We start from the raw sequence: 26,397 nt of genomic DNA, 5'->3' as shown, positions 1-26,397 counted from the left end.
TTTCTCATTTCATATGTACTTATATATGTTGTATTAACCAAGAATAATATTTTTTATTTAAAAAATCTTTTGATTGTACTAAATTAGTAATATCTTTAACATATAATTGAATTTTTTTAATTTCGTTAAAATTAATTTTAAAATTATTTGTAGAGCTTGAAAAAATAATATAACCATTTCTTCTTAAATTTTTTTTTAAACTACTTAGTAAATTAAGATAATCCTTTTTTAATTCAAAAACTTTTTTCATTTTTTTTGAGTTAGAAAAAGTTGGTGGATTAAGAAATATTAAATCAAATGTTTGATAATTTGAGCGGATCCACTCTAAACAATTTGATTGAATAAAATAATGCTGTTTTCCTTTCAAATTATTAATCGCCATATTTTTTATTGACCATTGTATATATGTGTTAGATATATCTATAGTAGTTGTAGTTTTAGCCCCTCCTAATCCAGCATAAACACTAGCGCTTCCAGTGTATGAAAATAAATTTAAAAAATCTTTATTATAAGACATAGTTTTTATTAAATTTCTTACAAGTCGATGTTCTAAAAATAGTCCTGTATCTAAATAATCAATTAAATTTATTAATAGTTTCACATTATATTCTTTAATCATAAAAAATTTATTACTATTAAAAAGTTTTTGATATTGAAATTGATATTTTTGTTTCTTTCTAATTTTAAAAACTATATTATTAATTGGAATAGATAATATTCTTTTAGTAGAATAAATCGCATTACATAATCTTTCATAAGAATGATATGCATTAATTGTTTTTGGTGCTTGATATTCTTGAATCACTAACCATTTTTTGTAAACATCTACGACAATATTATAATTCGGTATATCTCTATCATATACGCGAAAACATTCAATTTTATGAAAATCATTCCATTTTTTTAATTTTTGAATGTTTTTTTTTAATCTATTTTGATATTCTTCATCATTATTTTTGCATTCTTCTGAAGATATTTCATACTTTTTCAAAAAGCAATTTAATGATCCATTTTGGAAAAATAGTTTTTTATATTCGTTTATTTGTAAAAATTTTGATAAAAATTCTGATGAAGTAAATATCGATATTTTCCAATTTTTAAAATATTGTTTAAATATATAACCCATTTGAATATATACACCGACTAATGTACTTTCAGTATTACATCGCTCTTCACATGATAAATTGCTTAATAACGTTCCTACTTTATGCAATTTACATAGATTTTTAAGGTTGTTTAAATCAGATATTTTAAATTGAATAATATCTAATACATTTGCATTAAACGCGTTTTCTTTAGCTTCTTCTATAATTTTATTACGATAATCACATCCTATAAATAAATTTTTTTTACATTCTTGAATACTAATATCAAACTTTTTATTTGCCTCATTTAAAACGAGATTCCATAAACATTTATTATATCCTTTCCATGATTGAAAACCCCATTGTTTTCTTTTTAATCCAGGGGCTCTATCAGAATATATCATTGCAGCTTCAATTAACAACGTTCCTGATCCACAGAATGGATCTATTAAAGGAATATTTTTTTTCCATGAAGAACTTAATACAATTGCTGCACTTAAGTTTTCTTTAAGTGGTGAAATATTATTATTGGATTTTATATATCCTCTTTCATTTAAAGAAGAGCCGCTTAAATCCAGCATAAGATTTATTGTATTATTAATTAATATTGCTTGAATACGAATATCAGGTTTGGCAAGATTGATGTTTGGTCGTTTTGAATATTTTTCATAAAATTGATTAACAATAGCGTCTTTTATAGTTAAAGCTCCGAATGAACTATTTCGAATGATATTATTATTACCTTTAAATTTGATGAAAAAAGTTTTATCTAAGAATAAAATTTTATTCCAATTAATTTTATAAGTATTAATATATAAATCGCTTGTGCTTTGGATGATAAATTTTTTTATGCATATAAAAATTCTTGAAGCAACTCTACTCCACATTAAGCTTTTGTACAATAATAAATTTTCAGCTTCATAATAAACACCTCCTTTAGTGATATGTATATTTTTTGCTCCTAAAAAAATAAGTTCATTTTCTAATAATTTTTCACATCCTAAATGTGTACTAGCATATAAATAGTTCATCTTATTTGATAGATCTTTATATTTTAAAATTTTTAAAATAATTTATGAGTTTTTTTGTAAATTAAAATTCTAATTAATGTAAAATATTTTATAATTTTTTAATGAGATGTCTAATAAATTTTGGACCATGATATACCAATCCAGAATATATTTGTATTAATTCAGCACCTAATTGAATTTTTTCTTTTGCTGCATTTAATGAGTTAATCCCTCCTACACCAATTATAGGTACTTTTTTTTTTAGTTGCTTATATAGAATTGAAATTACAGTATTACTTTTGCTTTGCAAAGGAAAACCACTTAGTCCTCCTGTTATTCGATTTTCTTGCATTTTATATATTTTTGAGTGATCTAAAGTAGTATTAGTTGCAATAACTGCATCTATTTTAAATTTAATTAACTGATTTGAAATATCAATTATTTCATTTTTGGATAAATCAGGTGAAATTTTAATCGCTATTGGTACATATTTAGAATATTTTTGATGCATTTCTTTTTGTTTTGTTTTAATATTTTCTAATAAATTATTAAATAATATGCCATATTGAAGATTTCTTAAATTTTTTGTATTTGGAGAAGAAATATTAATAGCAATATAATCAGTATAACAATATATTTTTTCAATACATATTAAATAATCATTTATTGAATTTTCAATAGGAGTTTGTGTGTTTTTCCCTATGTTTACTCCAATTATTCCTTTAAATTTTGATTTTTTAATATTACAGATAAGATTTTCTATACCAAGATTGTTAAATCCCATTTTATTAATAATTGCTTCTTTTGAGGGTATTCTAAATATTCTTGGTTTTAGATTACCAACTTGAGGAAGAGGGGTAACTGTTCCTAATTCAATAAAACCAAATCCTAATTTATTAAAAAAATTTATATATTCTCCATTTTTATCCATCCCCGCAGCTAAACCAACTTTATTAGGAAATACTAATCCCATACATTTCACTGGTATTGATGGAATCGGTTTTAAAAATAAATTTATAAATATTTGCATATGTTTAGAATTAAGACATTTTAATGTAAATATATGTGATTTTTCCGGATCCATTAAAAATAAAAGTTTACGGATTAAATAGTAAAACATTATAATTCCTTTTGTAGAATTAAGTAAAAATATAATTATTTTATTATAATTTTAATACATATGAAAAATTTTGTATTCTTAGGTTATAATAAACAGATATTTTGTAAAAAATTGATAACTTTTGTATTTATGTTATATTTTATACATAACTTGACATATAAAATTATATAATAATTGTTTTAATATAAAAAAGTATTATAAAATTAGATACACTATGAAAAAATATAATTATCCAATTATACAAACGTTATTAGATACTGATGCATATAAATTGCATATGCAGCAAGCTGTATTTTTTTGTTATAAAAATGTTCATGTTGTTGCGGAATTGATTTGTAGAGGGCCTAATGTGCTTGGAAATTATTCAAATATTTTATTAGATCAAATTAATATGATGGAATCTTTATCTTTAACTCATGAAGAATATTTATATATGAATTCTTTTCCATTTTTTAAAAAAGAATATTTACATTGGTTAAAAAATTTTCGTTATAATATCACTCAAGTAAAAGTAAATAATTATAATGGTCAGTTACATATTCGAATTACTGGTTTATGGAAAGAAGTTATTTTATGGGAAGTGCCTATTTTATCTTTAATTAGTGAAATTTTTCATAAAAATCATAATCCTGAAATTACCCCAAAAATCGCAATAAATTATTTAAACTTAAAGTTAAAAAAATTTTTTGATTCTACTAAAGGTTTAGATTTATCTCGTTTAAAAATTATTGATTTTGGAACAAGACGCCGATTTTCATATGATGTACAATATTCTATCATCAAAAGATTAAAAGAAACATTTCCCTTTTTAATTGGATCAAGTAATTATCATATTTCTCGTATTTTAAAACTATCTCCAGTAGGAACTCAAGCACATGAATGGTTTCAAGCACATCAGCAAATTAGTTCTAATTTAAGATACAGCCAATCTTTAGCGTTAAAAATATGGTTATGTCAATATAATAATTATTTAAGTATTGCTTTAACAGATTGTATTACCATGGATTCTTTTTTGCGTGATTTTGATTTGTTTTTATCTAAATCATACCAAGGTATTAGACATGATTCAGGTGATCCAATACAGTGGGCTGAAAAAGCTTTAAAACATTATAAACGTTTAGGAATTGATCCGTCCACTAAAACATTATTATTTTCAGACAATTTAAATTTTAAAAAAATTATAACTTTATATAAAAAATTTCAAAGTAAAATTAATGTTATGTTTGGTATTGGCACACAACTAACTTGCGATATTCCAAATGTAAAACCACTAAATATTGTAATTAAATTAGTTAAATGCAATGGAAAACCAGTAGCTAAAATATCTGATAGTCCTGGTAAAAAATTTTGTTTAGACAAAAAATTTATGGAATCTTTATTTCAAACATTTAACTTGCCTTTCAATGGTTCTAAATAATATTAGTCATTTTGATAAAACTTATTTTTTATGGCTATTTTTTAGGAAATAAGGTATAAGGGAAAAATTATGAATACAGTGGTATCAATATCAAAAATATATCAAAATGATATTATGTTAAACAATTTAATTACTATATATGGATGGGTTCGAAGTCGTAGAAGTTCAAAATCTGGATTTTCTTTTATTACAGTATATGATGGATCATGTTTCCATTCTATACAAGTTATTGCTAATAATACTTTATACAATTATAAAGAAATACTACGTTTAACGATTGGATGTTCTGTATCAATTGAAGGTATTCTTATTTTATCTTTAGGTAAACAACAAAAATATGAAATAAAAGCAAAAAAAATTCAAATTTTGGGATGGGTTGAAGATCCAGATACTTATCCAATTTCAGCTAAAAAACATAGTTTGGAATATTTACGAGAAGTAGCGCATTTACGTAGTAGAACAAATTTAATAGGAGTAGTGGTAAGAATAAGGAATTACATATTTCAATTATTACATAAGTTTTTGCATAAAAAAGGATATTATTGGGTTCCTACACCGATTATTACCGGACTTAATACTGAAGGTGCCGGAGAAATGTTTAATGTTTCAACATTGAATATGGAAAATATTCCTAAGAAAAATAATGGTTCCGTTGATTTTAAAAAAGATTTTTTTGGAAAAAAATCTTTTTTAACTGTTTCGGGGCAACTAAATTTAGAAACATATGCTTGCTCTTTATCTAAAGTATATACTTTTGGTCCGACTTTTCGCGCTGAAAATTCAAATACTACTCGTCATTTAGCAGAATTTTGGATGTTAGAAGTTGAGTCATCTTTTTTAAATTTATATGAAATATCTAAATTTTCAGAAGAAATGTTAAAATATGTGTGTAAGTGTGTTTTAAAAAACTGCACTACAGATATTAAATTTCTTAAAAATTATATTGATAGTGATATAATTAAACGTCTTGAAAGATTTTTATTATTAGATTTTATACGTATAAAATATATTGATGCTATAAATATTTTAATAAATTCTCAAAATACATTTAACAAAATTGTCTCGCCGGGTATGGATTTAAATTCTGAACATGAGCGTTTTCTTGTTGAAAAATATTTTAAAAGACCTGTAATAATAACTGATTATCCGAAAGAATTAAAAGCATTTTATATGAGATTAAATGATGACAACAAAACTGTTGCAGCAATGGATCTTTTAGTTCCAGGTATTGGTGAATTAATAGGTGGTTCTCAGCGTGAAGAACGTATTTCTATATTAGATTTACGTTTATCTGAATTAGGTTTAAAAAAAGAAGAATATTGGTGGTATCGAGATCTTAGACGATATGGAACTGTTCAACATTCAGGTTTTGGTATGGGTTTTGAACGTTTTATTTCATATATTACCGGAATTTCTAATGTAAGAGATATTATACCATTTCCTCGTACTTCTAAGTGTTCTTATTTTTAAAAATAAATTTTTTATATTAAATTATTTGTATAATTGTTTAATTTATATTACGTTTCTAATAAGGTAATTTAAAAGTTATGAATAAAAAAAAATCTTTATCAATATTAATACCAATATTGTTAGCTAATAGTAGTGTAGTAACAGCTGCAGAAATTTTTAATAAAAATGGTAACAAATTAGAATTTTATGGGAGTATTAATCCTAATCATGAATTCTCAAATAGTTTTCTATCTACCAAAATTACTTCAAAGGAAGATAATACAAATGCTATTTTAGGGTTATCAGGAAAAATTAATATCACTAAAAAACTTTCTAGTTATGCGAGAATTGAATACAAAACTGATTTTTTTATGCCTGAAGATTTAATGAATCAACAACAATCCAGTACTATACGTTTAGGGTATGCTGGGTTGAAATATGGAAATTTAGGATCTATAGATTATGGTAGAAATTATGGTATAATCCATGATGCAGAATCTTTAACTAATCATGTTCCGTATATTATAAACAATAGTGTTTTTGCATATAATGATAATTATATGGTAGGTAGAAACAGTAGTTTGTTAACTTACAGAAATGATAATGTTTTTGGTTTAATGAAAGGAATTAGTTTTGCATTACAATATCAAGATGCAACTAAAAGTAGAACTCAAAATCAAAAAAATAATTCAGGTTGGGGTGCATCATTAAAATATCAAAGTAATTCAGGGTTAACTGCTATTGGATCTTGTTTTACATCAGATAGACCTAACTCATCATCTGAAACCGATAAAAGTTTAAAACGTGTAAGTTCATATGGATTAGGTTTTAAATATAACGCTGATAATGTATATATTGCTGCTTTTTATGGTGCTGCAAAAAATTTAACACCTCATAATATCCGTAGCAATACTTATATCAATGAAACACAAAATATTGAAGCGATTGCAGAATACAATTTTAAATCTGGATTTCATCCTGCTTTAAGTTATATAGATTCCAAAGGTTATAATATTCATGGTACTGAAAAAAGTGAAGTAGGTTTAGCGAAACAAATTAATATTTCAACTCGTTATGAATTTAATAAAAATATTTCAACTTATATGAATTACAAAATTAATTTATTAAAAGAAAATGATTTTATTAAAACAAATAAAATTCCTACAGATAATATTATTGGTGCTGGATTAGTATATCAATTTTAATTGTTTTTATATTCAGTTATTTTAATTAATTATTTAAAGATATGTATTAATTAAATTAAAGAGTTAGAGCTTTCTACTGATTTATCATCAATAAAATATATCTTTTATTGATATATTTTAAAAATATATTTTATAATATAAATTTTAGTAGAAAGATCTACTCTTAATAATTAATATTTTATATACTTTATAAGAAGTAAAAATTTTTTGTTTTTTGAAATATAATCTCCCCTGTTTGAACGAGTATTAATTTTATTTTTAATAACAATAGTTGATTATTTTGAATAATACTACTATCAATGTAATATATTGCTTGATTATTTCTAGCTAACAACATTGCAGTACTTGTATTAATAAATTCGTTATTTTCAGATAATCCTAATTTTTTTTTAGTTTTATTAATTTGATTTTGATTAATAATACTAAATGTATTTATTTTTTTAGAGATGTGGTGTTTTATAATATTTGTTAATTTTTTATTTTCTAAAAAAATATTGCTTTTATTTCTTAAAGTATTGATATATAACGATATTTTTTTAGAAAAAAAGATATTTTTATCATGAGATATTTCTGTAATAATATTGTCAACAGTATTAGTAAAATTTAACAAAATAATATTTGTATTTTCTTCCGAATTATTATTTTGGTTTAACACACTGTTTATTCTATGAAAAAATGAACAACTATTAGTCAAAAATAAAATCATAAAAAAAAATGCTAATTTTTTTTTCAAGTGTTAACCTTTTTAAAAGAATCATATTTTCAATATAATGTTTCTAATTTTATCCCGCCTAATAAATGCATATGTAAATAATTAATTTCTTGACCTCCGTTTTTGTTGCAGTTAATAATTATTTTATATCCATCTTCGCTAATTTTTTTTTCTTTAGCAATTTGAATAGCAATATAAAACATATGTGCAATAATATTTTTATTTTTTTTATTTATTTCATTTGCTGTTTTTATAAATGTATTTGGAATAATTAATATATGCACAGGAGCCTTTGGGTGTATATCTGAAAAAGCAGTTACTATTTTGTCTTGATATAAAATATTTGCTTTAATTTCTTTTTTTATAATTTTTTGAAAAATTACATGATTATTCATAATAAAATATTCTTATTTATATATTTATAATATAAAATATATTAATTATTGGGCGAGTTGAATTGTACTCACCCCTTTTTTATATTTTGTTTAAATGTTCATCTATTGCTGTTTTAATATTTTCCGATCTAGTCCCAAAAACAGCTTGCACTCCCGAACCTGATATAACTACTCCAGCCGCTCCTAAATTTTTTAAAGAAATTTTATTGACTTTTGATATTTCTAATACTGTAATTCGTAATCTTGTAATACAAGCATCTAAATTTGTAATGTTTTCTTTACCCCCAAGAGCTGCAATAATATGAGGCGCTATTTCAATATTATTTTTCGTAGTAATATTATGATTATTGCTTTCTCTTCCTGGAGTTTTTAAGTTAAATGTTGTTATTAAAAAATAAAATATAATATAATATAAAATACCATATAAAATACCAACAATCGGAAAAAGAAATAGTTGACTGCTGTGACCACTTAATACAATAAAATCTATAAATCCATGAGAAAAACTTGTTCCAGCACGCATATTTAATAAAATACATAGTGGAAAAGATAATCCGGCCAAAAAAGAATGTACAACATATAGTATAGGTGCAACTAATATAAATGAAAATTCGATTGGTTCTGTAATTCCGGTTAAAAAAGCTGTTAAGGCAGCTGATATCATAATGCTACCTATTTTGTTTTTATTTTCTTTTTTTGCTGTATGCCAAATTGCTAAAGCAGCACCTGGAAGTCCATACATTTTAAAAATAAATCCACCTGATAAATTTCCAGCCGTTATGTCGCCGGCTATATATCTTGCAATGTCACCATGAAATACTTGTCCAATAGAATTCGTATATTCTCCAATTTGCATTTGAAATGGAACATTCCATATATGATGCAAACCAAATGGTACTAGCGCTCTTTCTACTAAACCATACAAAGAAAAGGCAAAAATTGGATTTTGATAAGCAGCCCATTGAGAAAATATTTGAATTTTTTTTGCAATAGACGGCCAAATTAAAGATAATATTAATCCTATAAATATTGAAGATAAACCAGAAATAATAGGAACAAACCTTTTCCCTGCAAAAAATCCCAAATATTCAGGTAATTGAATTTTATAGAATTTATTAAACATATATGCAGAAATCGATCCTGCTATAATCCCCCCAAGTATTCCTATATCAGGAAAATTTTTATTTTTTACTATATCGATACCTTTATGTAATATAGTTGGTTCAACTACAGATAATGTTTTAATTAAAATACTATATGCAACAACTGCAGCTAACGCGGCTACACCATCATTTTTAGTGAACCCAAGAGCCACTCCGATCGCAAAGATTAATGGCATATTTGAAAAAACAGAACCTCCTGTTTGAGCCATAATTTCAGAAATAGTATTAGGTATCAAACTAAAATGAGCAGATCCTACACCGAGTAATATTCCTGCAATCGGCAACACTGATACAGGCAACATAAGTGATTTACCAATTTTTTGAAGGCTTGAAAATACATTTTTAAACATATTAAAAAACTCCTAAGTATATAAAATTAATTAAATGATATATTTTATTTTAAAATTTAAATAATGTATAAAAATTATTTTTTATAATTTTAGCAAATTCTTCCAAATGTATTTTTTTTAGTAAACAGATATGTTTTGCTATATCAAGTAAATATGCTGGTTGATTTTCTTTTCCTCTATATGGAATTGGTGATAAATATGGAGAATCTGTTTCTATTAATAAATTTTTTAATGGTATTTTTTTTAATGTATTTTGTAACTGAATTGAATTTTTAAAAGTAATTATTCCAGAAAAAGAAATATAAAATCCCAGATCTAATAACTGAAATGCCATTGCATCATCTTCAGTGAATGAATGTAGAATACCTCCACATTTTTCCGCATGTTCTTCTTTTAATATTTGTATTGTATCGCTTATAGCATTTCTTGTATGTATAATAATTGGTTTATTTAATTTTATCGCAATTTGTATATGTTTTCGGAAAAAATGTTGTTGTATTTTTTTTGTTTCAGGTAAGTAATAATAATCTAAACCAGTTTCTCCTAATGCTATCACACGTTTATTTGTAGATAACAATTCTAGTTCATGAAAATTTTTTGTTTCTTTTTGACAATATAACGGATGTATTCCGCAGGTATAAAAAATACAATTATATTTATCAAATAATTTTTGTATATCATGAAAATTATTAATAGAAGTGGATACTGTTAAAAATTTATTTACGTAATTTGAATATGATTTTTGCAATACATCTTCTATATTTTTATGTACTGAATTGTAATTTAATTGGTCAAGATGACAATGAGAGTCGATTAAAAACATAATTTTATCTCTTTAATTTAAAAATTATGTAAAAATTAAAATTAAACAACAAAACCTAAAATTTTTTCCCATTTAAGTAATTGTTCTAATAATAATAATTCGTTGTTAATACCAGTTATATTTAATAATTTATATCGACATCTATTCCAAGTCTGGATACTTGTATTTAAAGTAAAATAATTATAATTATAAGAAAAAAACTGAATTAATTCTAATTGATCAAAATTAGTTATCTTTTTTTTATAATTAAAATAAATTTGTATAGCATCAAATAATAATAAACAAATCCAATCTATTTTTAATAAAGTTTTACTTACAGATAAAATTGGTAATATTTTTAATAAGTTTTGATGTTTAATAGATTTTAAAAAATACAAAAATAAATTTTTTCTTTCTTTAAAAAGTCCATTTTGAATAAAATTTTTCGCAGATATTGGTGAACCTTGGTTAGTACGTAATGAAATTATATTAAATATTTTATTTGAAATATTTTGATCTTTTAACCAATTTAAACTATTTTTTTCGTTTGGGGGAAATAATTTATATATTAAGCAACGACTGTGTAGTGTAGAATTGATTGTAACATTACTATAATCTAATAAAAAAAACCAAGTTTTTTCTGGTGGTTCTTCTAAATTTTTTAATAATGCATTTATTGCAGATTCGGTTAATTTTTGAACATTAGAAAAAAATATTATTTTATTTTGGCCTTGTTGTGGATATTTAAATATTTTTTCATTCATTTCTCGAATATGATCAATAGTAACGGTTTCGTTTTTATTTTTCATATATTGATGCCAATCTGGATGATTTTCTGATGACATTAATTTACAACTATGACATATATTGCAATATTCAATTCCATTTATTTTATTGCATAATAACCATTTACTAATATGCCAAATTAATTGAAAGACTCCTAATCCTCTTTGAGTTTTTATTAAAAGAGCATGATGTGTGTTTTTTCGTTGATGTTGTTTAATAATTGTTTTGTATGGATTTTTTAACCAAGGATAGAATTTCATATGAATTGTTTATGAAGCCATTTTAATAGTTGTTTTTTAATATTTTTAGTAACATTTGAAATATTTAAATTAGCGTCAATTTTAATAATTTTTTTATCTAATTTAATATTGTTTAAATAACTTTTTCTTGTTTTTTTAAAAAATGTTAAAGATCGATTTTCAATTCTATCTAGTGAACTTCTTTTTAGTGCTCTTTTTAAACCAATTTCAGGTTTTACATCTAAATATAAAGTTAAATCTGGAATAAAATCTTCTAATAATAAATTTTTTAATTTACGAATAATATTTTCATGAATTCCCAAACCACCACCTTGATAGGCAAAAGAAGATAAATCATGGCGATCCGAAATTACCCAACTCCCTTGATTTAATGCTGGCTTAATAATTGTTTTAACTAATTGTATTCTTGCTGCATATATTAATAAAAGCTCTGTTTCTTTTTCTATTTTTTCAATATGATGCCCCTTAATTAATTTTCTAATTTTTTCGGAAATAGGTGTGCTTCCTGGTTGTCGAACCAATATAATATTCTTAATATTATTTTCTTTTAGAATTTTTTTTACATAAATGCATGCGCTTGTTTTTCCGGCGCCTTCTAATCCTTCAATGACAATGAATTTGTTTTTTATCATTTTGTTTAAATATTATATTAATTTCAAATAAAATTTAATTATTGTTAATTTTTTCATTAATTAAATCAACAGCATTTTGAACTGTTCTAATTTTTTCTGCTTCATTGTCAGATATTTCTATATTAAAATCTTCTTCTAATGTCATAATTAACTCTACGATATCTAACGAATCAGCTCCTAAATCTTCTATAAATGAAGAATTATTATTAATTGTTTCTATTTTTATATCTATTTTTTTTGCAATAATACGTTTTATTTTTTTTTCAATATCTTTCATGTTATTTACCCGTTGTTAAATATTTTATTTTATTAAATAATATATTTTTGGTTAACTACATATACATTCCACCATTAATATGCAATGTTTGACCAGTAATATAAGATGCGTTGTTAGAAGATAAAAATATTACTAAATCTGCAATTTCTTCTGCTTGCCCCAGTCTTTTCATTGGGATATTAGATAGATATTTTTTATATTTTACTATATTTAAATCTTTAATAAAATCTGTTTCAACAAGTCCTGGGGCCACTATATTCACGGTAATACCTTTTGAAGCCACTTCGAGTGCTAATGATTTATGAAATCCTATTAGACCTGATTTTGAAGCGCTATAATTAATTTGTCCTTTATTTCCTATGTAACCAATAACTGAGCTAATTGTTATTATACGACCCTCTTTTTTTTTGATCATAGAACGAATTACAGCTTTAGAAATATAAAATATAGATGATAAATTAATCTTTATCGTATCTTCCCATTCTTGTTTATTCATATGTACTAATAATTTATCTGATTTAACTCCAGCATTATTAATTAATATATCAATAGAATACTTTTTCGTATAAATTTCTTTAATTTTCTCTTGAATAGAACTAGTATCTCTTAGATCTAAAATTAAACCGAATCCATTTTTTTTTGTATACTCGTTAATTATTTTTACTCCATTTTTCGTAGTCGATGTTCCAATAACTCTTATTCCTTTTTCTATCAATTTGATAGATATTGCCTTTCCAATTCCTTTATTTGCTCCTGTAACTAAAGCTGTTTTTTGTATGTTTTTCATTGTTTTTTATTGATTATTTTCAAAGCTTGCAAAAAAAATTTTTGATTACTTGTATGAAGAGAAGTTAAATTAATATTATTTTTGTTTAAATTAGTTAAAGTATTATTTGGTCCAATTTCAAGCATTGTAAACACTTTTTTTGATTGTATAAAATCTATTATTTCTTTCCATCTTACAGTTGTATATATTTGTTTTATTAAAGCTTTTTTTATATTTTTACTATTTTTTTCACATTTAACATTTACGTTATTAATAACTGGTATTTGTGGTGTTTTAATCTTAATATTTTTTAATATATATTCAATTTTTTTAGCTACTGGTTTCATTAGATTACTATGTACTGGTATATTAAGATTAATATCAAATATATATTGAGCTCCATTTTTTTTACAATCTAAACTTGCTTCGTGCACATCTTTTTGATCTCCAGAAATAATTATTTGATTATTAGAATTAATACTTGCGATTGATACAGTTTTATATAAATATTTTTGACAAATTTTTTGAATAATATTTTTATTTAACCCAATTATAGCTTTAACTGAACATAATCGATTAAAAGTTATTTGTTGCATATATTGCCCACGAAAGGTAACAATTTTTAACGCATCACTAAATTTTAACGCATTAGAACAAACTAATGCAGAGTACTCCCCTAAACTATGTCCAGACATAAATGATGGATTTTTTCCGTTATATTTTTTCCAAAATTTGTAAATCGCAATAGATGAGGATAATATTATTGGTTGTGCATATTTACTGTTATTTATTTTTTTTAGCGGCCCTTCTTGAGTTAATTTTAATAAATTGCACCCTATATATTCTGATGCTTCTTCAAAAGTATTTTGGAAAATTTTTTCCTTCTTTAAAAAAGAAGATAGCATATTTATATGTTGAACGCCTTGACCTGGAAACAACATAGCAAATAACAAATTAAATTAACCTTTTATTAAATAAGAAATGTTAAAAATAAATAAATGATATTTATAGTTTTTTTATACAACGGTACTTATTTTAAAATACCGTTGTTATATTTTTTTTAAATAACCTTTTTACCTTTATAAAATCCTTTTTGAGTTATATGATGCCGAATATGTGTTTCCCCTGAATATTTATCTATAGATAATGCCATATTTTTTAAAGAGTCATGCGAACGTCGCATACCTCTTTTAGAGCGAGTAGGTTTGTTTTTTTGTACAGCCATATTATTTATCTCTATCAATATTGTTAGATGAAAATAAATTATTTTATTTAATATATCATACAAGAGTTTTTAAAAAATTTCTAATACTCACAGATAATGGCGCTTTTATATATAACATGTTACCACTTTTTGGATGTATAAAATTAATTGAAAAAGCATGCAATAACAGTCTTTTAGGGTTGATTTTATTTTTTATTAATTTATCTAAATTCGAGTTTCCATAACGTTCATCAAAGCAGATTGGATGACCTTCATGTGATGTATGTGCTCGAATTTGATGTGTTCTACCTGTTTTCGGGAAAATAGACATTAATGTTGTAAAAGAATATTGTTTTCTTATTTGAAAATAAGTTTCTGCAGTTTTTCCATGATTATGAATAAACATTTTTTTTTGTTTATTTTTTAAATGAATCTTTAGTAAAGGTTTTGATATTTTTTTTAAACTATGAGGCCATATACCATGTACTAACGCAATATATTCTTTTATTATTTTTTTCTCTCGTATTTGTTGATGCATTGCTATCAAAGCTGTTCTTTTTTTTGCTAATATTAATATTCCTGAAGTCTCTCGATCAATACGATGTACAAGTTCAAGAAATTTTTCTAGTGGACGAATATCTCTTAAATATTCTATTACACCGAAACTAATACCGCTTCCAGCATGCACTGCGATACCAGAAGGTTTATTTATTACTAGCAAATAATTATCTTCATAAAGTATATGATTTAATAAATTTTCTTCATATTTTTTTATACAGAATTGTTTTTTTTCCTCGATTAAAATTTTAATTGGTGGGATTTTAAGATTATCTCCAATTTTTAATTTATAACTAGGTTTGATTCTTTTTTTATTTATTCGAACCTTTCCTGTTCTAATAATACGATAAATCATACTTTTAGGTATATTTTTAAATTTTTTTTTCAAAAAATTATCAATGCGTTGATTTATCATATCTTTATTAATATATATAATAGATGCAGACAATGTTTTATATGTCATTAAAAAAATCTCTTTAATTAAGTAATTTTTTTAATTTTTATTAATTATAATATAATTAATCATATAAATATATTAGTATCAATAATTAAATTATTTATAATTTTCAATTATAAAAAAATAATATTTTTAGTTTTTAAAAATTTTATTTAATTAATTTTTAAGTTATTTTCAAACAACTTATTTTTATATATATTTTAAATAAAAATCATGATTAGATAATAAAATATTATTTTTTTAAAAGTATATATTTCCTGTTGATGTATTTACTTATTTATAAAAATAAGAGAGAAAATGTTATAATGAAAAGAATGTTAATTAACGCAACTCAGCAGGAAGAGTTACGTGTAGCTCTTGTTGATGGTCAGCGTTTATATGATCTTGATATAGAAAATTCTGGATCAGAACAAAAAAAATCCAATATATATAAAGGAAAAATTACTCGCATAGAACCTAGTTTAGAAGCTGCTTTTGTAGATTACGGAATAGAAAAAAACGGTTTTCTACCTTTAAAAGAAATTGCTAAAAAATATTTTCCAAAAAATTATCATAGCAATATACATTTAAATATTAAAAATGTTTTGCAAGAAGGGCAAGAATTAATAGTTCAAATCAATAAAGAAGAAAGAGGAAATAAAGGTGCAGCTTTAACTACTTTTGTTACTTTAGCAGGAAGTTATCTTGTTTTAATGCCTAATAGTCCTAATATTGCGGGTATATCTAGAAGAATTGAAGGAAATGATCGTACTGAATTAAAAGATTTACTTTTATCTTTAAAATTACCGAAAAATATGGGTTTAATTATTCGAACTGCTGGAGTGGGAAAATCAATAAAATCATTGCAGTGGGATTTATCTCTCAGATTAAAACACTGGGATGCTATTCAAAAAGCTTCAGAAAATAAATCTGCACCATTTTTAATTCATCAAGAAAACAATGTTATCTTTCGTGCATTTAGAGATTATTTGCGTCAAGATATTGGTGAAATTTTAATTGATAATCCAAAAATACTTAATATAGCTAGAGAACATATTTCTGCTTTAGGTCGGCCAGATTTTATTAATAAAATAAAATTATACACTGGAGAAGTGCCATTATTTAGTTATTACCAAATTGAATCTCAAATTAATTCTGCTTTTCAAAGAAAAGTGCGTTTACCATCTGGAGGTTCAATTATGGTAGACAGCACAGAAGCTTTAACAGCTATTGATATTAATTCTGCTCGTTCTACAAAAGGATTAGATATTGAATCAACCGCATTTAATACTAATTTGGAAGCAGTTGAAGAAATTTCAAGACAATTAAGATTAAGAGATTTAGGTGGGTTGATAGTAATTGATTTTATAGATATGACTGCTTTAAAAAACCAAAAAGTTATTGAAAATAAACTTCGTGAAATTGTACGAGAAGATCGAGCACGTGTTCAAATTGGTAATATTTCTAAATTTGGTTTATTAGAAATGTCTCGACAAAGATTAAGCTCATCTTTAGGTGAATCTACTCATCATGTTTGCCCCAGATGTACCGGTACAGGTACAATCAGAGATAATGAATCTTTATCTTTATCAATTTTGCGTTTAATTGAAGAAGAAGCTTTAAAAGAAAATACATATGAAGTACATGCTATTGTACCAATAGAAATTGCTTGTTATTTATTAAATGAAAAAAGAGATGCAGTGCATGCTATTGAAAAACGACAAGCTGGTGGAAAAACAATTATCGTTCCCAATAAAAACATGAAAACGCCCCATTACCTTGTGTCTCGGATTAGAAAAGGGGAAAAAATACCATCAATTAGAGACTATCTTTTTAGTATTGAAAAATATCAAAACTCAAAAAATATTAAAAAGGAAATTATAGAAAAAAAAAATAAATCTAAACCATTTTTAAAAAACCATGTGTTATTTAATCAATCTAAACATTCAAGAAATATGATTCGTGGAAAAAAAATAAAAAAAAATATTCAAAATAATTTTTTTATTAATTTTATATCCTGGATAAAAGAATCTTTTTTTATAAAAAATATTTTTTTCAAAAGTTTAATGATCAAAAAAAATATTTTTCAGTATAAAAATAATGTTTTTTTAAAAAAATTAAATATTTTTTCATTTAATAAAAAGAGTATTATATCTACAGACGACAAAATTCAACAAAATATATTAAATAAAAATAATTTTAATAACAAATATAATTTGATCAATCAAAAAAATTATCCTTTATCTTTTAATAATAATTGTTTAAAAAAAAATAATATTATTTGTTATACAAAAAAATTTGATTTGTTTAAATTTCCTTTAAATAACGTTAATAATAACATTTCTTTGAAAAAAGAATTATTATTTAATAAAATTTTTTGTGATATAAATGATTCTTTCTTCAATTATAATCAATATACTAATTTAATTAAAAATAATAATTTTATTATTTGTCAAATTTATAAAACATTTGATATTAAAAATTCAACATCTTTAAAAAATAAATTTGTTGATATATGTTCTACAAAATCTTTTCAGTCAATAAATAATAATTTCGTTTTCTCATTAGAATTAGCATTTGGTAGGGTTTGTTTTAAACATTCGTTAATAAAATTTGATACAATAAAAAAAAATAATAATTTAAATATTAAAAAAAAAATAAATATTTTATCTAATTGCCCAAAGAATGTAACCATTCAAAAAAATACATTGTTTAAAAAATTTAACAATTTTAAAGAAAATAAAAAAAATCATTTTCATATAATTAAAAAAAATTTTAAAAATCTAGAGATAACACAAGAACCAACAAACTTAAAGTTAACTTTTAAAAAAAATTGTATATTAATATTACATCAAAAAAAAAATTTAATCAGTCAAAATTTAAACAAAGAAAGAAAGAAATATCAAGCTTACGCACCTATTACTAAAATTGTTAATAATACACCATCTTCAGAATATAAAAAAACAAAAAAATTTTCAGTTTTTTTAGAACAATCAAATAAAAAAAATAATTCTGCTGGAGCACATTCTGCAAATAATCTTTCCACTTCACCAGTCACAAAAGTTGAATAAAATTGTTTTTTTATAAATCAATTTTACTATATATGATCATGTTAACAACGTATTAATTCTTTAGTTAAATTAAACATAAAAAATAAAAACTTACTTTTATAAAGTAAGTTTTTATTTTAAAATTTATGTAAATATTAGCTATAACAATCGACAATGTCATTGAAAATGCTTTCAGCCATTTTTAATATTTTCACATTTGCAAGATAACATTTTTGTTCATAGCTAAGTTCTTTATAATCTTCACTAATATCGTCAGACATTGATAATTTTTTATTTTCTAATATTTTAATCATTTGACGTTTAAAAGGTACTTTTTCTTCGAGATCATTACATTTATATGATATAGATTTTAAAAATTTAAGATAAGATGTACCTAACGTATCTTTTTTATTTACTAATTTATCTTTATTTAAATTTTGTATAATAATTGCATTATTTTTGTTTTGTTGATTCACATCATTTGTTGAAGAAAATGCAAATGGACTGTCTTCTACAATTAAAAGCTCTAGCTCATCTAAAGTTTTAGCATATGGTTTAATCATATACATGTTTCCTTCGTTATTATTTCCTTCAATTTTTAATTCCATTCCATCAAAGCTAAGATATACATTATTATTGTTTTGATATACCTCTGGCTCAAACATTGTTTGATCACTTAATTTTTGAACTATCCATCGATTATTTTTCATTGATACTATATAATTAGTATCTTGTGCATCGCTAGTTGACATCCATTTGATAGAGGTAAATGGGTTTGTTTTATTGCTTGAACTAGCTATAATTTCAGGTTGACTAATATGAAATACTTGTTTACCGAGATTACCAAGCATATCGTATCCTAACGTATGATTCTCATTAATACTGTCGGCAAAATTTATAGTTAATTGACCAAGCTTGTTTTTAGCGTTTTGTAATTCTTCTCTTCGAAATGAAAAAAGAGCACCTAAAGATCCACTTGGAATCATATGTTCTATTTTTTTTAGTTGTTTATTATTATCATCCCAATACCCGATGCTGATATATTTATCATCAGTTTTCGATGTTACAACAATAAAATTTGTCTTTTTATTATCGTCAATAATAGACATACCATTATTTAATCGAACTTCAAAAGTATGATCATCTTTAATTACTGTAACCCCAATAATATCGTTTAATTCATCAACTAATTTATCTCTTTGATCAATATACTTATAGATACCATTAGGCGCTTGTTTTACTGGAAAATAACGAATATCAATATTAAGGTTATAAATTTTATTAATTAAGATATTTGCTTTTTTTATTTTTTCTGATATAGTATTTTTAACATCATTTTCTAAAAAAGTTAATTTTTCATTAAAATTTTTCAATTCGCCTACAATATGTTTTAAATTATTTTCAATTTCTTCGTTAAATACATTTTGATTTTTATTAATAATGTTTTCTTTTATAGATGAGTTTAATCCCATCATTAAATCATTAAAAATATGTATTTTTTCAACAAATAAATCTTCTAATTTTAAATACTCTTCAATTCTTGTTTGCTCATCTTGTACGCGTTCACTCGTTCTTCGTTTTTCTTCATCAATGAAATTATTATATTCATCATATGCTTTTTGTACCTTTACTCCTGCGTCAATATTAGATTCATCTATGTTATTTTCTATTGAAATACGTTCTGATTTGTTTTGAGAGTTTGGGTTTAAAACTTTTGCTGATGTATTATTAATTAATATTTGTATAGCATCAATACTAGAAATAGTAGAAGTTAATATGGTGCTCATATGTCTTCCTTTATAAATTATTATAATTATTATGTATATAGTTTTTTTTGTTGAATTTGATTTAAAATAATATTTGTTAATCCAATACCTTTTTTAGTTAGTTCTTTCGAGATTTTTTCATCGTATATTTCAGTATATAAACGACTTTGATTATTATCTAATAAATTTTCTTTTGATAAAGAACATCTCATACTTTTTAATAACATGTAAATAAAAATACTTTCTACTTCTTTAGCTGTTTCTAATGCGTATTTATTAGGATGAATTTTTACTTGATATTTTAAATCATCGACTAACTTCGCCGGGTAACTATTTATGTTAAGTAAAGATAAATTGTTTTGCATTAAATGATTTCCAATTTGGCATGAATACAACCTGCAATTTTCATTGATTGAAGAATAGATATTAATTCATCAGGTTTGGTTCCTAACGAATTTAATGCTCGTATTATATCATTTAAATTTTCATTATTAATTACTTCGTTTTCTATATAATTATTATTAATATTTTTTAATAAATTTGATTTATTATTTAAAATCGAGTTTTTTAAATTTGTATTATTTTGATGAATTATTCTATTAATTATTACCGATAAATTTTTATGCGCTATAATACATGTTCCTAATTTGACTTCTTTGTTCATGACAATAGATCCAGTTCTTGGATTTATTATTATTTTAGCTTCCTGAGAAGGCATGGCAATATCTATATCTTGAATATTAGATAGCATGTGAACTTGTATTGTATTATTAGCGTATGTATTTAGTTGTACTGTTTTAGAATTTATTGCTATAGCTGTATCTGGATATTTTAAATTAATCATATCACTTATTTTTTGCGCAATACTAAAATCTTCTTGATTTAGTTGTAAATTAATTATTTTTTTTCTTCCAAAATCAGTACTTATTTCCCTCTCAATTGTTGCTCCATGATTAATTCTACCTGAATTCACTTGATCCAGTCTCATAAAGTGATTTTTTTTTTGAGAATTAATTTTTTCAGATATTAATATGTTTCCTTGAGCGATGGCATAAATTTGATTATCAGCCCCTTTTAGGGGAGTCATTAAAAGTGTGCCTCCCTTTAGACTTTTCGCGTTACCCATAGAAGACACTACGACATCTATTTTTTCCCCTGCATGACTAAACGGAGGTAATTTTGCTGTGACTATTACAGCTGCTACGTTTTTTAAATGCATATTAGTATCTGGAGGAATGGTAACACCTAATTGAGAAAGCATATTGTATAATGATTGATTAGTAAATGGAGCCTGTGTTGACTGGTCACCAGTTCCATCTAAACCTACTATTAAACCATAACCAATTAATTGATTATCTCTGATACCTTCAATACTCGTTAAATCACGTATTTTCTCGGCATGAGCGAAAGAGTAAAAACTTATTAAAATACATATAATAAATTTTAATAGCGATATTATCTTAAACATAAAATACCTTATGCATTTACTTTATTGATTCTTTTTTTTAATATATAAAATATATATTATATACGAAATATATGATATGTCATTTATGAATAATTTTAAATTTTATATAAAATACTTCTCATAAAGGATTTGAAATAATCCTTTATGAGTTCTTAATGATATTAAGAATTTTAGTTTGTTAATTTTTAATATTAAACAGGAGAAAATTTCAATAATAATCGTTGTAGCCAACCCATTTTTTGCACTTCGTTAATCCGATTATTATTTACATATTCAATACGTGTATCTGCAATTTGAGTTGAAGCGACTAAATTATTTTTATTAATGTTATGAGGATTGACTACACCTGAAAATCGAATAAATTCTATGCCTTCATTTATAGCGACTTGTTTTTCACCCACAACTTGTAAATTTCCATTAGGAAACACTCTTTTTACAGTAACAGTAATAAGACCTGTAAATGTGTTTTTAGCTGAATGACTACCTTTTCCATAAAAATCATTTTTTCCTATACTATCAAATCCTGTTTTACTTTCATTAATATTAAATCCTAATATAGGATTTAACTGTCCTGGTGTGATTGTCATACCTAAATTTGCTGTACCATTTCGACTCATATTAGAGCTAGAACTATTACTCGCACTTATATTTTCTTGTAATACAATAGTAATTGTATCTCCAATATTATGAGATCGATGGTCTTCAAATAGTGGTTGATAACCATAATTGATAGGTGTGGTTTCTTGAAATATAGAACCATTTGTAGTTTTGGGAAAAATATTTGGAGCTATAGATGTAGTAATTCCACTAACTAAAGACTTATGTTCAATAGAAGAACAACTTTGAATGGATAATAAAGCGAGAATAGTTAAATAATATTTAATTTTATAACTAAATAACTTTACCACGGAAAAATGATCCTTAATAAAAAATTTTAATATATAAATTTTAAATTTATTTTAAGTATAAAGATCAATTGTTATAGTTGAGATAATTTTTGCAACATTTGATCTGAAGTATTTATAGATTTACTATTAATTTCATAAGCTCGTTGAGTTTGAATCATATTTACTAATTCTTCAGCAACGTTAACATTTGAAGTCTCGACATACCCTTGATACAGTAAACCTGTTCCATTTAAGCCTGGTGTAGTATCTATTGGTCCTCCTGATGCTTGTGTTTCTTGATATAAGTTTTCTCCTAAACTTTCCAATCCTGAGTCATTAATAAAATTTGTTAAATTTAATTGTCCAATTGAAATCGGTTGTGTTTGACCTTGTATTGTAACACTAACAATACCATCTCTTGCGATATTAATATTGGTTGAATTAGGAGGAATGTTTATTTCAGGTATAACTGTAAATCCACTATTTGTTACTAATTGACCATTTTGATCTAGTTGAAATGAACCATCTCTTGTATATGCTATATTACCATCTGGTAATTGTACTTGAAAAAATCCGGGACCATTAATAGCTACGTCTTTTGAAGATTCTGTTTTAGATAAGTTTCCTTGGCTATGAATTCTTTCAGTAGCAACTGGTCTTACACCTGTACCTATCTGCAATCCTGAAGGTAAGGTTGTATCAATAGATGAATTTGTTCCAGCTTGTCGTATTGTTTGATACATTAAATCTTCAAAAACTGCTCTGGATCGTTTAAATCCATTAGTACTAACATTTGCTAAATTATTCGAAATAACATTCATATTAATTTGTTGTGCATCAAGACCTGTTTTAGAAATCCATAAGGAAGGAATCATACTTTTATCCTTTAATTGTTAACATTAAATAATTGATTTGCATGTTCTTCATTTTGATCATACATTGATATCATTTTCATATTCATTTCAAATTGTCTAGCGTTTGATATCATATCAACCATATTTTTAGTTGGATTAACATTACTTGCTTCTAATATTTCTGATTGTATACGTATAGTCTTATCATGTGGTATTTTTATATTTTTATTTAATATATTATTTTTGTAATAAAATAATCCATTATTTTTTTGGATTAGATCATTTTTTTTAAAGTGTACTAATTTTAATGATCCTATTTCTTTTTCAAAAATATTTTTTTCTTTTTCTTGTATTGTTTTAATTGTGCCATCAGACATAATTTTTATATTTGCATTATTTGGTATTTTTATATCACCTTTTAGTCCGACTACGTTACAATTTTGAATTGTAATTTTTCCTTTTGCATTTATTTGTAAATGTCCATTTTTTGTATATGCTTCTTTACCATTATTATCTTTTATTACCAACCATCCGTTATTTTTTACAACTAGATCTAGTTTTCTTTGTGTATTAGTTAGTATACCTTCTGAAAAATTATAATATTTTTGTGTTTGAGTTTTATATAAATTATTTATATTTTTATCTTTTATTATAAGATTAAATGCTTCTTTAAAACCATTTGTAGATATATTTGCTAAATTATTTGAAATAGTATTTTGATTTTCTAATAATCTAACAGCAGCTTTCATTGATTGATAAATCGTATTATCCATTGAAATACCTAATTTTGAATTTATCTTAAATTAACTAATGTGCTAATTATTTTATCTTCTGTTTTAAATGCTTGTGCACTAGATTGATAATTACGTTGTGCTACAATCATATTAATTAATTCTTTGTTTAAATCAACATTAGATGATTCTAACGTTTTTGAAATAACCATTCCAAATCCTTTATCTCCTGCTATACCAATGTTTTCATCACCGGATTCCTGAGTTGATGACCAAATATTTCCGCTTTCAGGTTTAAGTTTTTCTGGATTAATAAATTTTGATAAAAGTATTTGTCCAATTTTTTCTGATCTTTGGTTACTATATTCCCCAATAATTTCACCATTATTTAAAATTTCAAAAGATTTTAAAAAACCTTCTGGATAACCATTTTGAGAAAGTTGAATTAAATTTGTATTTGCTTCTGATTTTTTCAGTGTACAATCTATATTTAAAGTAAGATTTTTAAAGTTTTTTGATTTAATTTCTATAGGTGTATCGGAAATTAATTTACCTTTAGAATCAAATTTTAAATGAATAGTACTATCAATTTTATTCTCATTCGAATCATTCATTTCATTTGATTTAACATGTATAGTCCAATCATTTTCATTTTTTTCAAAAGTAATATTTATAGTTTGAGCATTTCCATTTTGATCATAAATAGTAACAGTACTTATCTCTGAGTTTGATATATCATCATCAGAACCTGTTATAACATTAGTAGAATTAGTATTTTCAGATAAATCTGCATTTACTTTAATCACATTAGTTGGTTTTGATTTAAGAATATCAGCATTTTTTAAATTAATAGGTTCTAATTTAGATATGTTATTTAGATTATTATTTAAGTCGCATTTATTTTGACCAGTTAAATACATTCCTTTCATATTTATAATATTTTTATCTTTATCTAATAAAAATTGACCGTTTCTTGTATAATATACATAACCTTTCGAATTTAACAATCTAAAAAAACCATCTTGTACAATACCCAAATCTAAATCTCTTCCTGTCTGAAGTAATACTCCATTACTAAAATTTTGTCTTAAGTTAGCAGTTCCTACACCAGATCTGATCATTTGATTGGAGTGTAATGAAGTAGATACTATATCAAAAAAAGAAATAGTGTTCGACTTAAATCCAATAGTAGAAGCATTTGCGATGTTATTAGATACAACATCTATATTATTGCTATTTGCCATTAATCCACTAATAGCTTCAATAGTTGACATTTTAAACTCCTTATACTAGTTAATTTTTAAATTTTTTAAATAGATGAAAATTTATTTAAAAATTTTACGAATTTTTGATAATGTTGTCGTTCCCATAGCACCTAAATCTATTATAGGATCTCTATTGGAAGTAATAATACTATTAACCAATGCTTCACATAAAGTTTCTACTGGAATATCTTTATCTTTATTTTTAGCAGTTACACTAATATTGTATTTACCTGTAGGAATGATTTTATTATCTAAATCTACACCATTCCATATAAAGCTGTATATTCCTGGTTCAGCATTTTCCATTTTGTTTACATGTAAAACTTTACCCTTCCCGTCTAATATTTTTATTTCCACTGATGTTGCATGACTAATTAAATTTATTCCAAATTCTGTATTGATATTTTTAGTATGTACAATTTGAGAGCTAGGTATCATAACGCGATGACCAATCAAAGAGGAAATTTGAATATTTTGATTTTGATTGATTTTATCAGAAAATCTACCCACTGAATTATTCAGCCTTTCAATTCCAGTTGCTGTATTAATTTGAGCTAATTGTGATGTAAGTTCAGTATTTTTTATAGGATCAGTAGGATCTTGATTTTTAATTTGAGCAATTAATAAGCTTAAAAAATTATTTTGTAAATCTAACGGATTACTATAAGAATTATTTAACTCATTAGTGTTTGTATCCACAACATTGCTTGGGGTAGAAGCATTCACGTTAATATCACTCATTTTTTCTT

At 24.1% G+C, this 26,397-nt stretch carries 25 protein-coding genes; 4 read left to right on the top strand and 21 right to left on the bottom strand.

Annotated features, from left to right (window positions below; genetic code table 11):
• Positions 1-19: 19 nt before the first annotated feature.
• Positions 20-2,116: a bifunctional 23S rRNA (guanine(2069)-N(7))-methyltransferase RlmK/23S rRNA (guanine(2445)-N(2))-methyltransferase RlmL gene (rlmKL, locus tag RJT32_RS01830; protein WP_343154054.1), complete on the bottom strand. Its 2,097-nt coding sequence runs from the start codon at positions 2,114-2,116 to the stop codon at positions 20-22.
• An 88-nt stretch (positions 2,117-2,204) separates the two neighbouring features.
• On the bottom strand, positions 2,205-3,215 hold the full coding sequence (gene pyrD, locus RJT32_RS01825; RefSeq protein ID WP_343154053.1) for a quinone-dependent dihydroorotate dehydrogenase: 1,011 nt from the start codon (positions 3,213-3,215) through the stop codon (positions 2,205-2,207).
• A gap of 214 nt (positions 3,216-3,429) precedes the next feature.
• Here pyrD and pncB point away from each other — a divergent pair, with 214 nt between their 5' ends.
• From pncB to RJT32_RS01810, 3 genes are all read left to right on the top strand, one after another.
• Positions 3,430-4,632 carry a nicotinate phosphoribosyltransferase gene (gene pncB / locus RJT32_RS01820; RefSeq protein ID WP_343154052.1) on the top strand — a complete coding sequence of 401 codons (1,203 nt, stop codon included), beginning with the start codon at positions 3,430-3,432 and terminating at the stop codon, positions 4,630-4,632.
• Positions 4,633-4,701: 69 nt separating this feature from the next.
• A complete protein-coding gene (asnS, locus tag RJT32_RS01815; protein ID WP_343154051.1) occupies positions 4,702-6,102 on the top strand; it encodes an asparagine--tRNA ligase in 1,401 nt (466 codons plus the stop codon).
• A 77-nt stretch (positions 6,103-6,179) separates the two neighbouring features.
• Positions 6,180-7,286 (top strand): porin, encoded by a 1,107-nt coding sequence (locus RJT32_RS01810; RefSeq protein WP_343154050.1) that lies wholly within the window; start codon positions 6,180-6,182, stop codon positions 7,284-7,286.
• A 187-nt stretch (positions 7,287-7,473) separates the two neighbouring features.
• Here the strand turns inward: RJT32_RS01810 and RJT32_RS01805 are convergent, their stop codons facing one another.
• The 11 genes from RJT32_RS01805 to rluC all read right to left on the bottom strand — a co-directional run bounded on the left by RJT32_RS01805 (position 7,474) and on the right by rluC (position 15,654).
• Positions 7,474-7,941, bottom strand: coding sequence for a hypothetical protein (locus tag RJT32_RS01805; RefSeq protein ID WP_343154049.1), 468 nt, complete (start codon positions 7,939-7,941; stop codon positions 7,474-7,476).
• A gap of 107 nt (positions 7,942-8,048) precedes the next feature.
• Positions 8,049-8,393 carry a histidine triad nucleotide-binding protein gene (locus RJT32_RS01800; RefSeq protein WP_343154048.1) on the bottom strand — a complete coding sequence of 115 codons (345 nt, stop codon included), beginning with the start codon at positions 8,391-8,393 and terminating at the stop codon, positions 8,049-8,051.
• A 79-nt stretch (positions 8,394-8,472) separates the two neighbouring features.
• Positions 8,473-9,906, bottom strand: a complete 1,434-nt coding sequence (gene ptsG / locus RJT32_RS01795; protein WP_343154047.1) for a PTS glucose transporter subunit IIBC — start codon at positions 9,904-9,906, stop codon at positions 8,473-8,475.
• A gap of 49 nt (positions 9,907-9,955) precedes the next feature.
• The gene (locus RJT32_RS01790) at positions 9,956-10,729 is read right to left on the bottom strand and encodes a TatD family hydrolase (RefSeq protein ID WP_343154046.1); all 774 of its coding nucleotides are present in this window, start codon (positions 10,727-10,729) and stop codon (positions 9,956-9,958) included.
• A 41-nt stretch (positions 10,730-10,770) separates the two neighbouring features.
• Positions 10,771-11,754 (bottom strand): DNA polymerase III subunit delta' C-terminal domain-containing protein, encoded by a 984-nt coding sequence (locus tag RJT32_RS01785; RefSeq protein WP_343154045.1) that lies wholly within the window; start codon positions 11,752-11,754, stop codon positions 10,771-10,773.
• Positions 11,751-12,386 carry a dTMP kinase gene (gene tmk / locus RJT32_RS01780; RefSeq protein WP_343154044.1) on the bottom strand — a complete coding sequence of 212 codons (636 nt, stop codon included), beginning with the start codon at positions 12,384-12,386 and terminating at the stop codon, positions 11,751-11,753. The genes RJT32_RS01785 and tmk overlap by 4 nt, the downstream gene beginning before the upstream one ends.
• 34 nt (positions 12,387-12,420) lie before the next feature.
• Positions 12,421-12,663, bottom strand: coding sequence for an acyl carrier protein (acpP, locus tag RJT32_RS01775; protein WP_343154043.1), 243 nt, complete (start codon positions 12,661-12,663; stop codon positions 12,421-12,423).
• Positions 12,664-12,718: 55 nt separating this feature from the next.
• The gene (fabG, locus tag RJT32_RS01770) at positions 12,719-13,450 is read right to left on the bottom strand and encodes a 3-oxoacyl-ACP reductase FabG (protein WP_343154042.1); all 732 of its coding nucleotides are present in this window, start codon (positions 13,448-13,450) and stop codon (positions 12,719-12,721) included.
• Positions 13,447-14,382 (bottom strand): ACP S-malonyltransferase, encoded by a 936-nt coding sequence (gene fabD, locus RJT32_RS01765; protein ID WP_343154041.1) that lies wholly within the window; start codon positions 14,380-14,382, stop codon positions 13,447-13,449. Before fabD ends, fabG begins: the two co-directional genes overlap by 4 nt.
• Before the next feature lie 107 nt (positions 14,383-14,489).
• Positions 14,490-14,654, bottom strand: a complete 165-nt coding sequence (gene rpmF, locus RJT32_RS01760; RefSeq protein ID WP_343154040.1) for a 50S ribosomal protein L32 — start codon at positions 14,652-14,654, stop codon at positions 14,490-14,492.
• Between the two features lie 55 nt (positions 14,655-14,709).
• Positions 14,710-15,654: a 23S rRNA pseudouridine(955/2504/2580) synthase RluC gene (gene rluC, locus RJT32_RS01755; protein WP_343154039.1), complete on the bottom strand. Its 945-nt coding sequence runs from the start codon at positions 15,652-15,654 to the stop codon at positions 14,710-14,712.
• Between the two features lie 299 nt (positions 15,655-15,953).
• On the opposite strand from rluC, the gene rne reads away from it, so the two are divergent.
• A complete protein-coding gene (gene rne, locus RJT32_RS01750; RefSeq protein ID WP_343154038.1) occupies positions 15,954-18,698 on the top strand; it encodes a ribonuclease E in 2,745 nt (914 codons plus the stop codon).
• Positions 18,699-18,832: 134 nt separating this feature from the next.
• Here the strand turns inward: rne and RJT32_RS01745 are convergent, their stop codons facing one another.
• The 8 genes from RJT32_RS01745 to RJT32_RS01710 all read right to left on the bottom strand — a co-directional run bounded on the left by RJT32_RS01745 (position 18,833) and on the right by RJT32_RS01710 (position 26,389).
• Positions 18,833-20,464: a FlgK family flagellar hook-associated protein gene (locus tag RJT32_RS01745; protein WP_343154036.1), complete on the bottom strand. Its 1,632-nt coding sequence runs from the start codon at positions 20,462-20,464 to the stop codon at positions 18,833-18,835.
• Between the two features lie 29 nt (positions 20,465-20,493).
• Complete coding sequence (locus RJT32_RS01740) at positions 20,494-20,808, bottom strand: rod-binding protein (protein WP_343154035.1); 315 nt, start codon at positions 20,806-20,808, stop codon at positions 20,494-20,496.
• A complete protein-coding gene (locus RJT32_RS01735; protein ID WP_343154034.1) occupies positions 20,808-21,911 on the bottom strand; it encodes a flagellar basal body P-ring protein FlgI in 1,104 nt (367 codons plus the stop codon). Before RJT32_RS01735 ends, RJT32_RS01740 begins: the two co-directional genes overlap by 1 nt.
• A gap of 191 nt (positions 21,912-22,102) precedes the next feature.
• Positions 22,103-22,819 carry a flagellar basal body L-ring protein FlgH gene (locus tag RJT32_RS01730; protein WP_343154032.1) on the bottom strand — a complete coding sequence of 239 codons (717 nt, stop codon included), beginning with the start codon at positions 22,817-22,819 and terminating at the stop codon, positions 22,103-22,105.
• Between the two features lie 71 nt (positions 22,820-22,890).
• Entirely contained in the window at positions 22,891-23,673 is a 783-nt protein-coding gene (flgG, locus tag RJT32_RS01725) for a flagellar basal-body rod protein FlgG (RefSeq protein ID WP_343154031.1), read from the bottom strand.
• 11 nt (positions 23,674-23,684) lie between these two features.
• Complete coding sequence (gene flgF, locus RJT32_RS01720) at positions 23,685-24,425, bottom strand: flagellar basal-body rod protein FlgF (protein ID WP_343154030.1); 741 nt, start codon at positions 24,423-24,425, stop codon at positions 23,685-23,687.
• Between the two features lie 20 nt (positions 24,426-24,445).
• A complete protein-coding gene (locus tag RJT32_RS01715) occupies positions 24,446-25,657 on the bottom strand; it encodes a flagellar hook protein FlgE (protein ID WP_343154028.1) in 1,212 nt (403 codons plus the stop codon).
• Between the two features lie 51 nt (positions 25,658-25,708).
• A complete protein-coding gene (locus RJT32_RS01710) occupies positions 25,709-26,389 on the bottom strand; it encodes a flagellar hook assembly protein FlgD (RefSeq protein WP_343154027.1) in 681 nt (226 codons plus the stop codon).
• Positions 26,390-26,397: the final 8 nt, after the last annotated feature.

The organism is Buchnera aphidicola (Aphis aurantii) (assembly GCF_039388985.1).
GTDB classification, from domain to species: domain Bacteria; phylum Pseudomonadota; class Gammaproteobacteria; order Enterobacterales; family Enterobacteriaceae; genus Buchnera; species Buchnera aphidicola_BL.
Note: the sequence above shows the minus strand (reverse complement) of the source record. Positions and strands in the feature narration are given on the sequence as shown.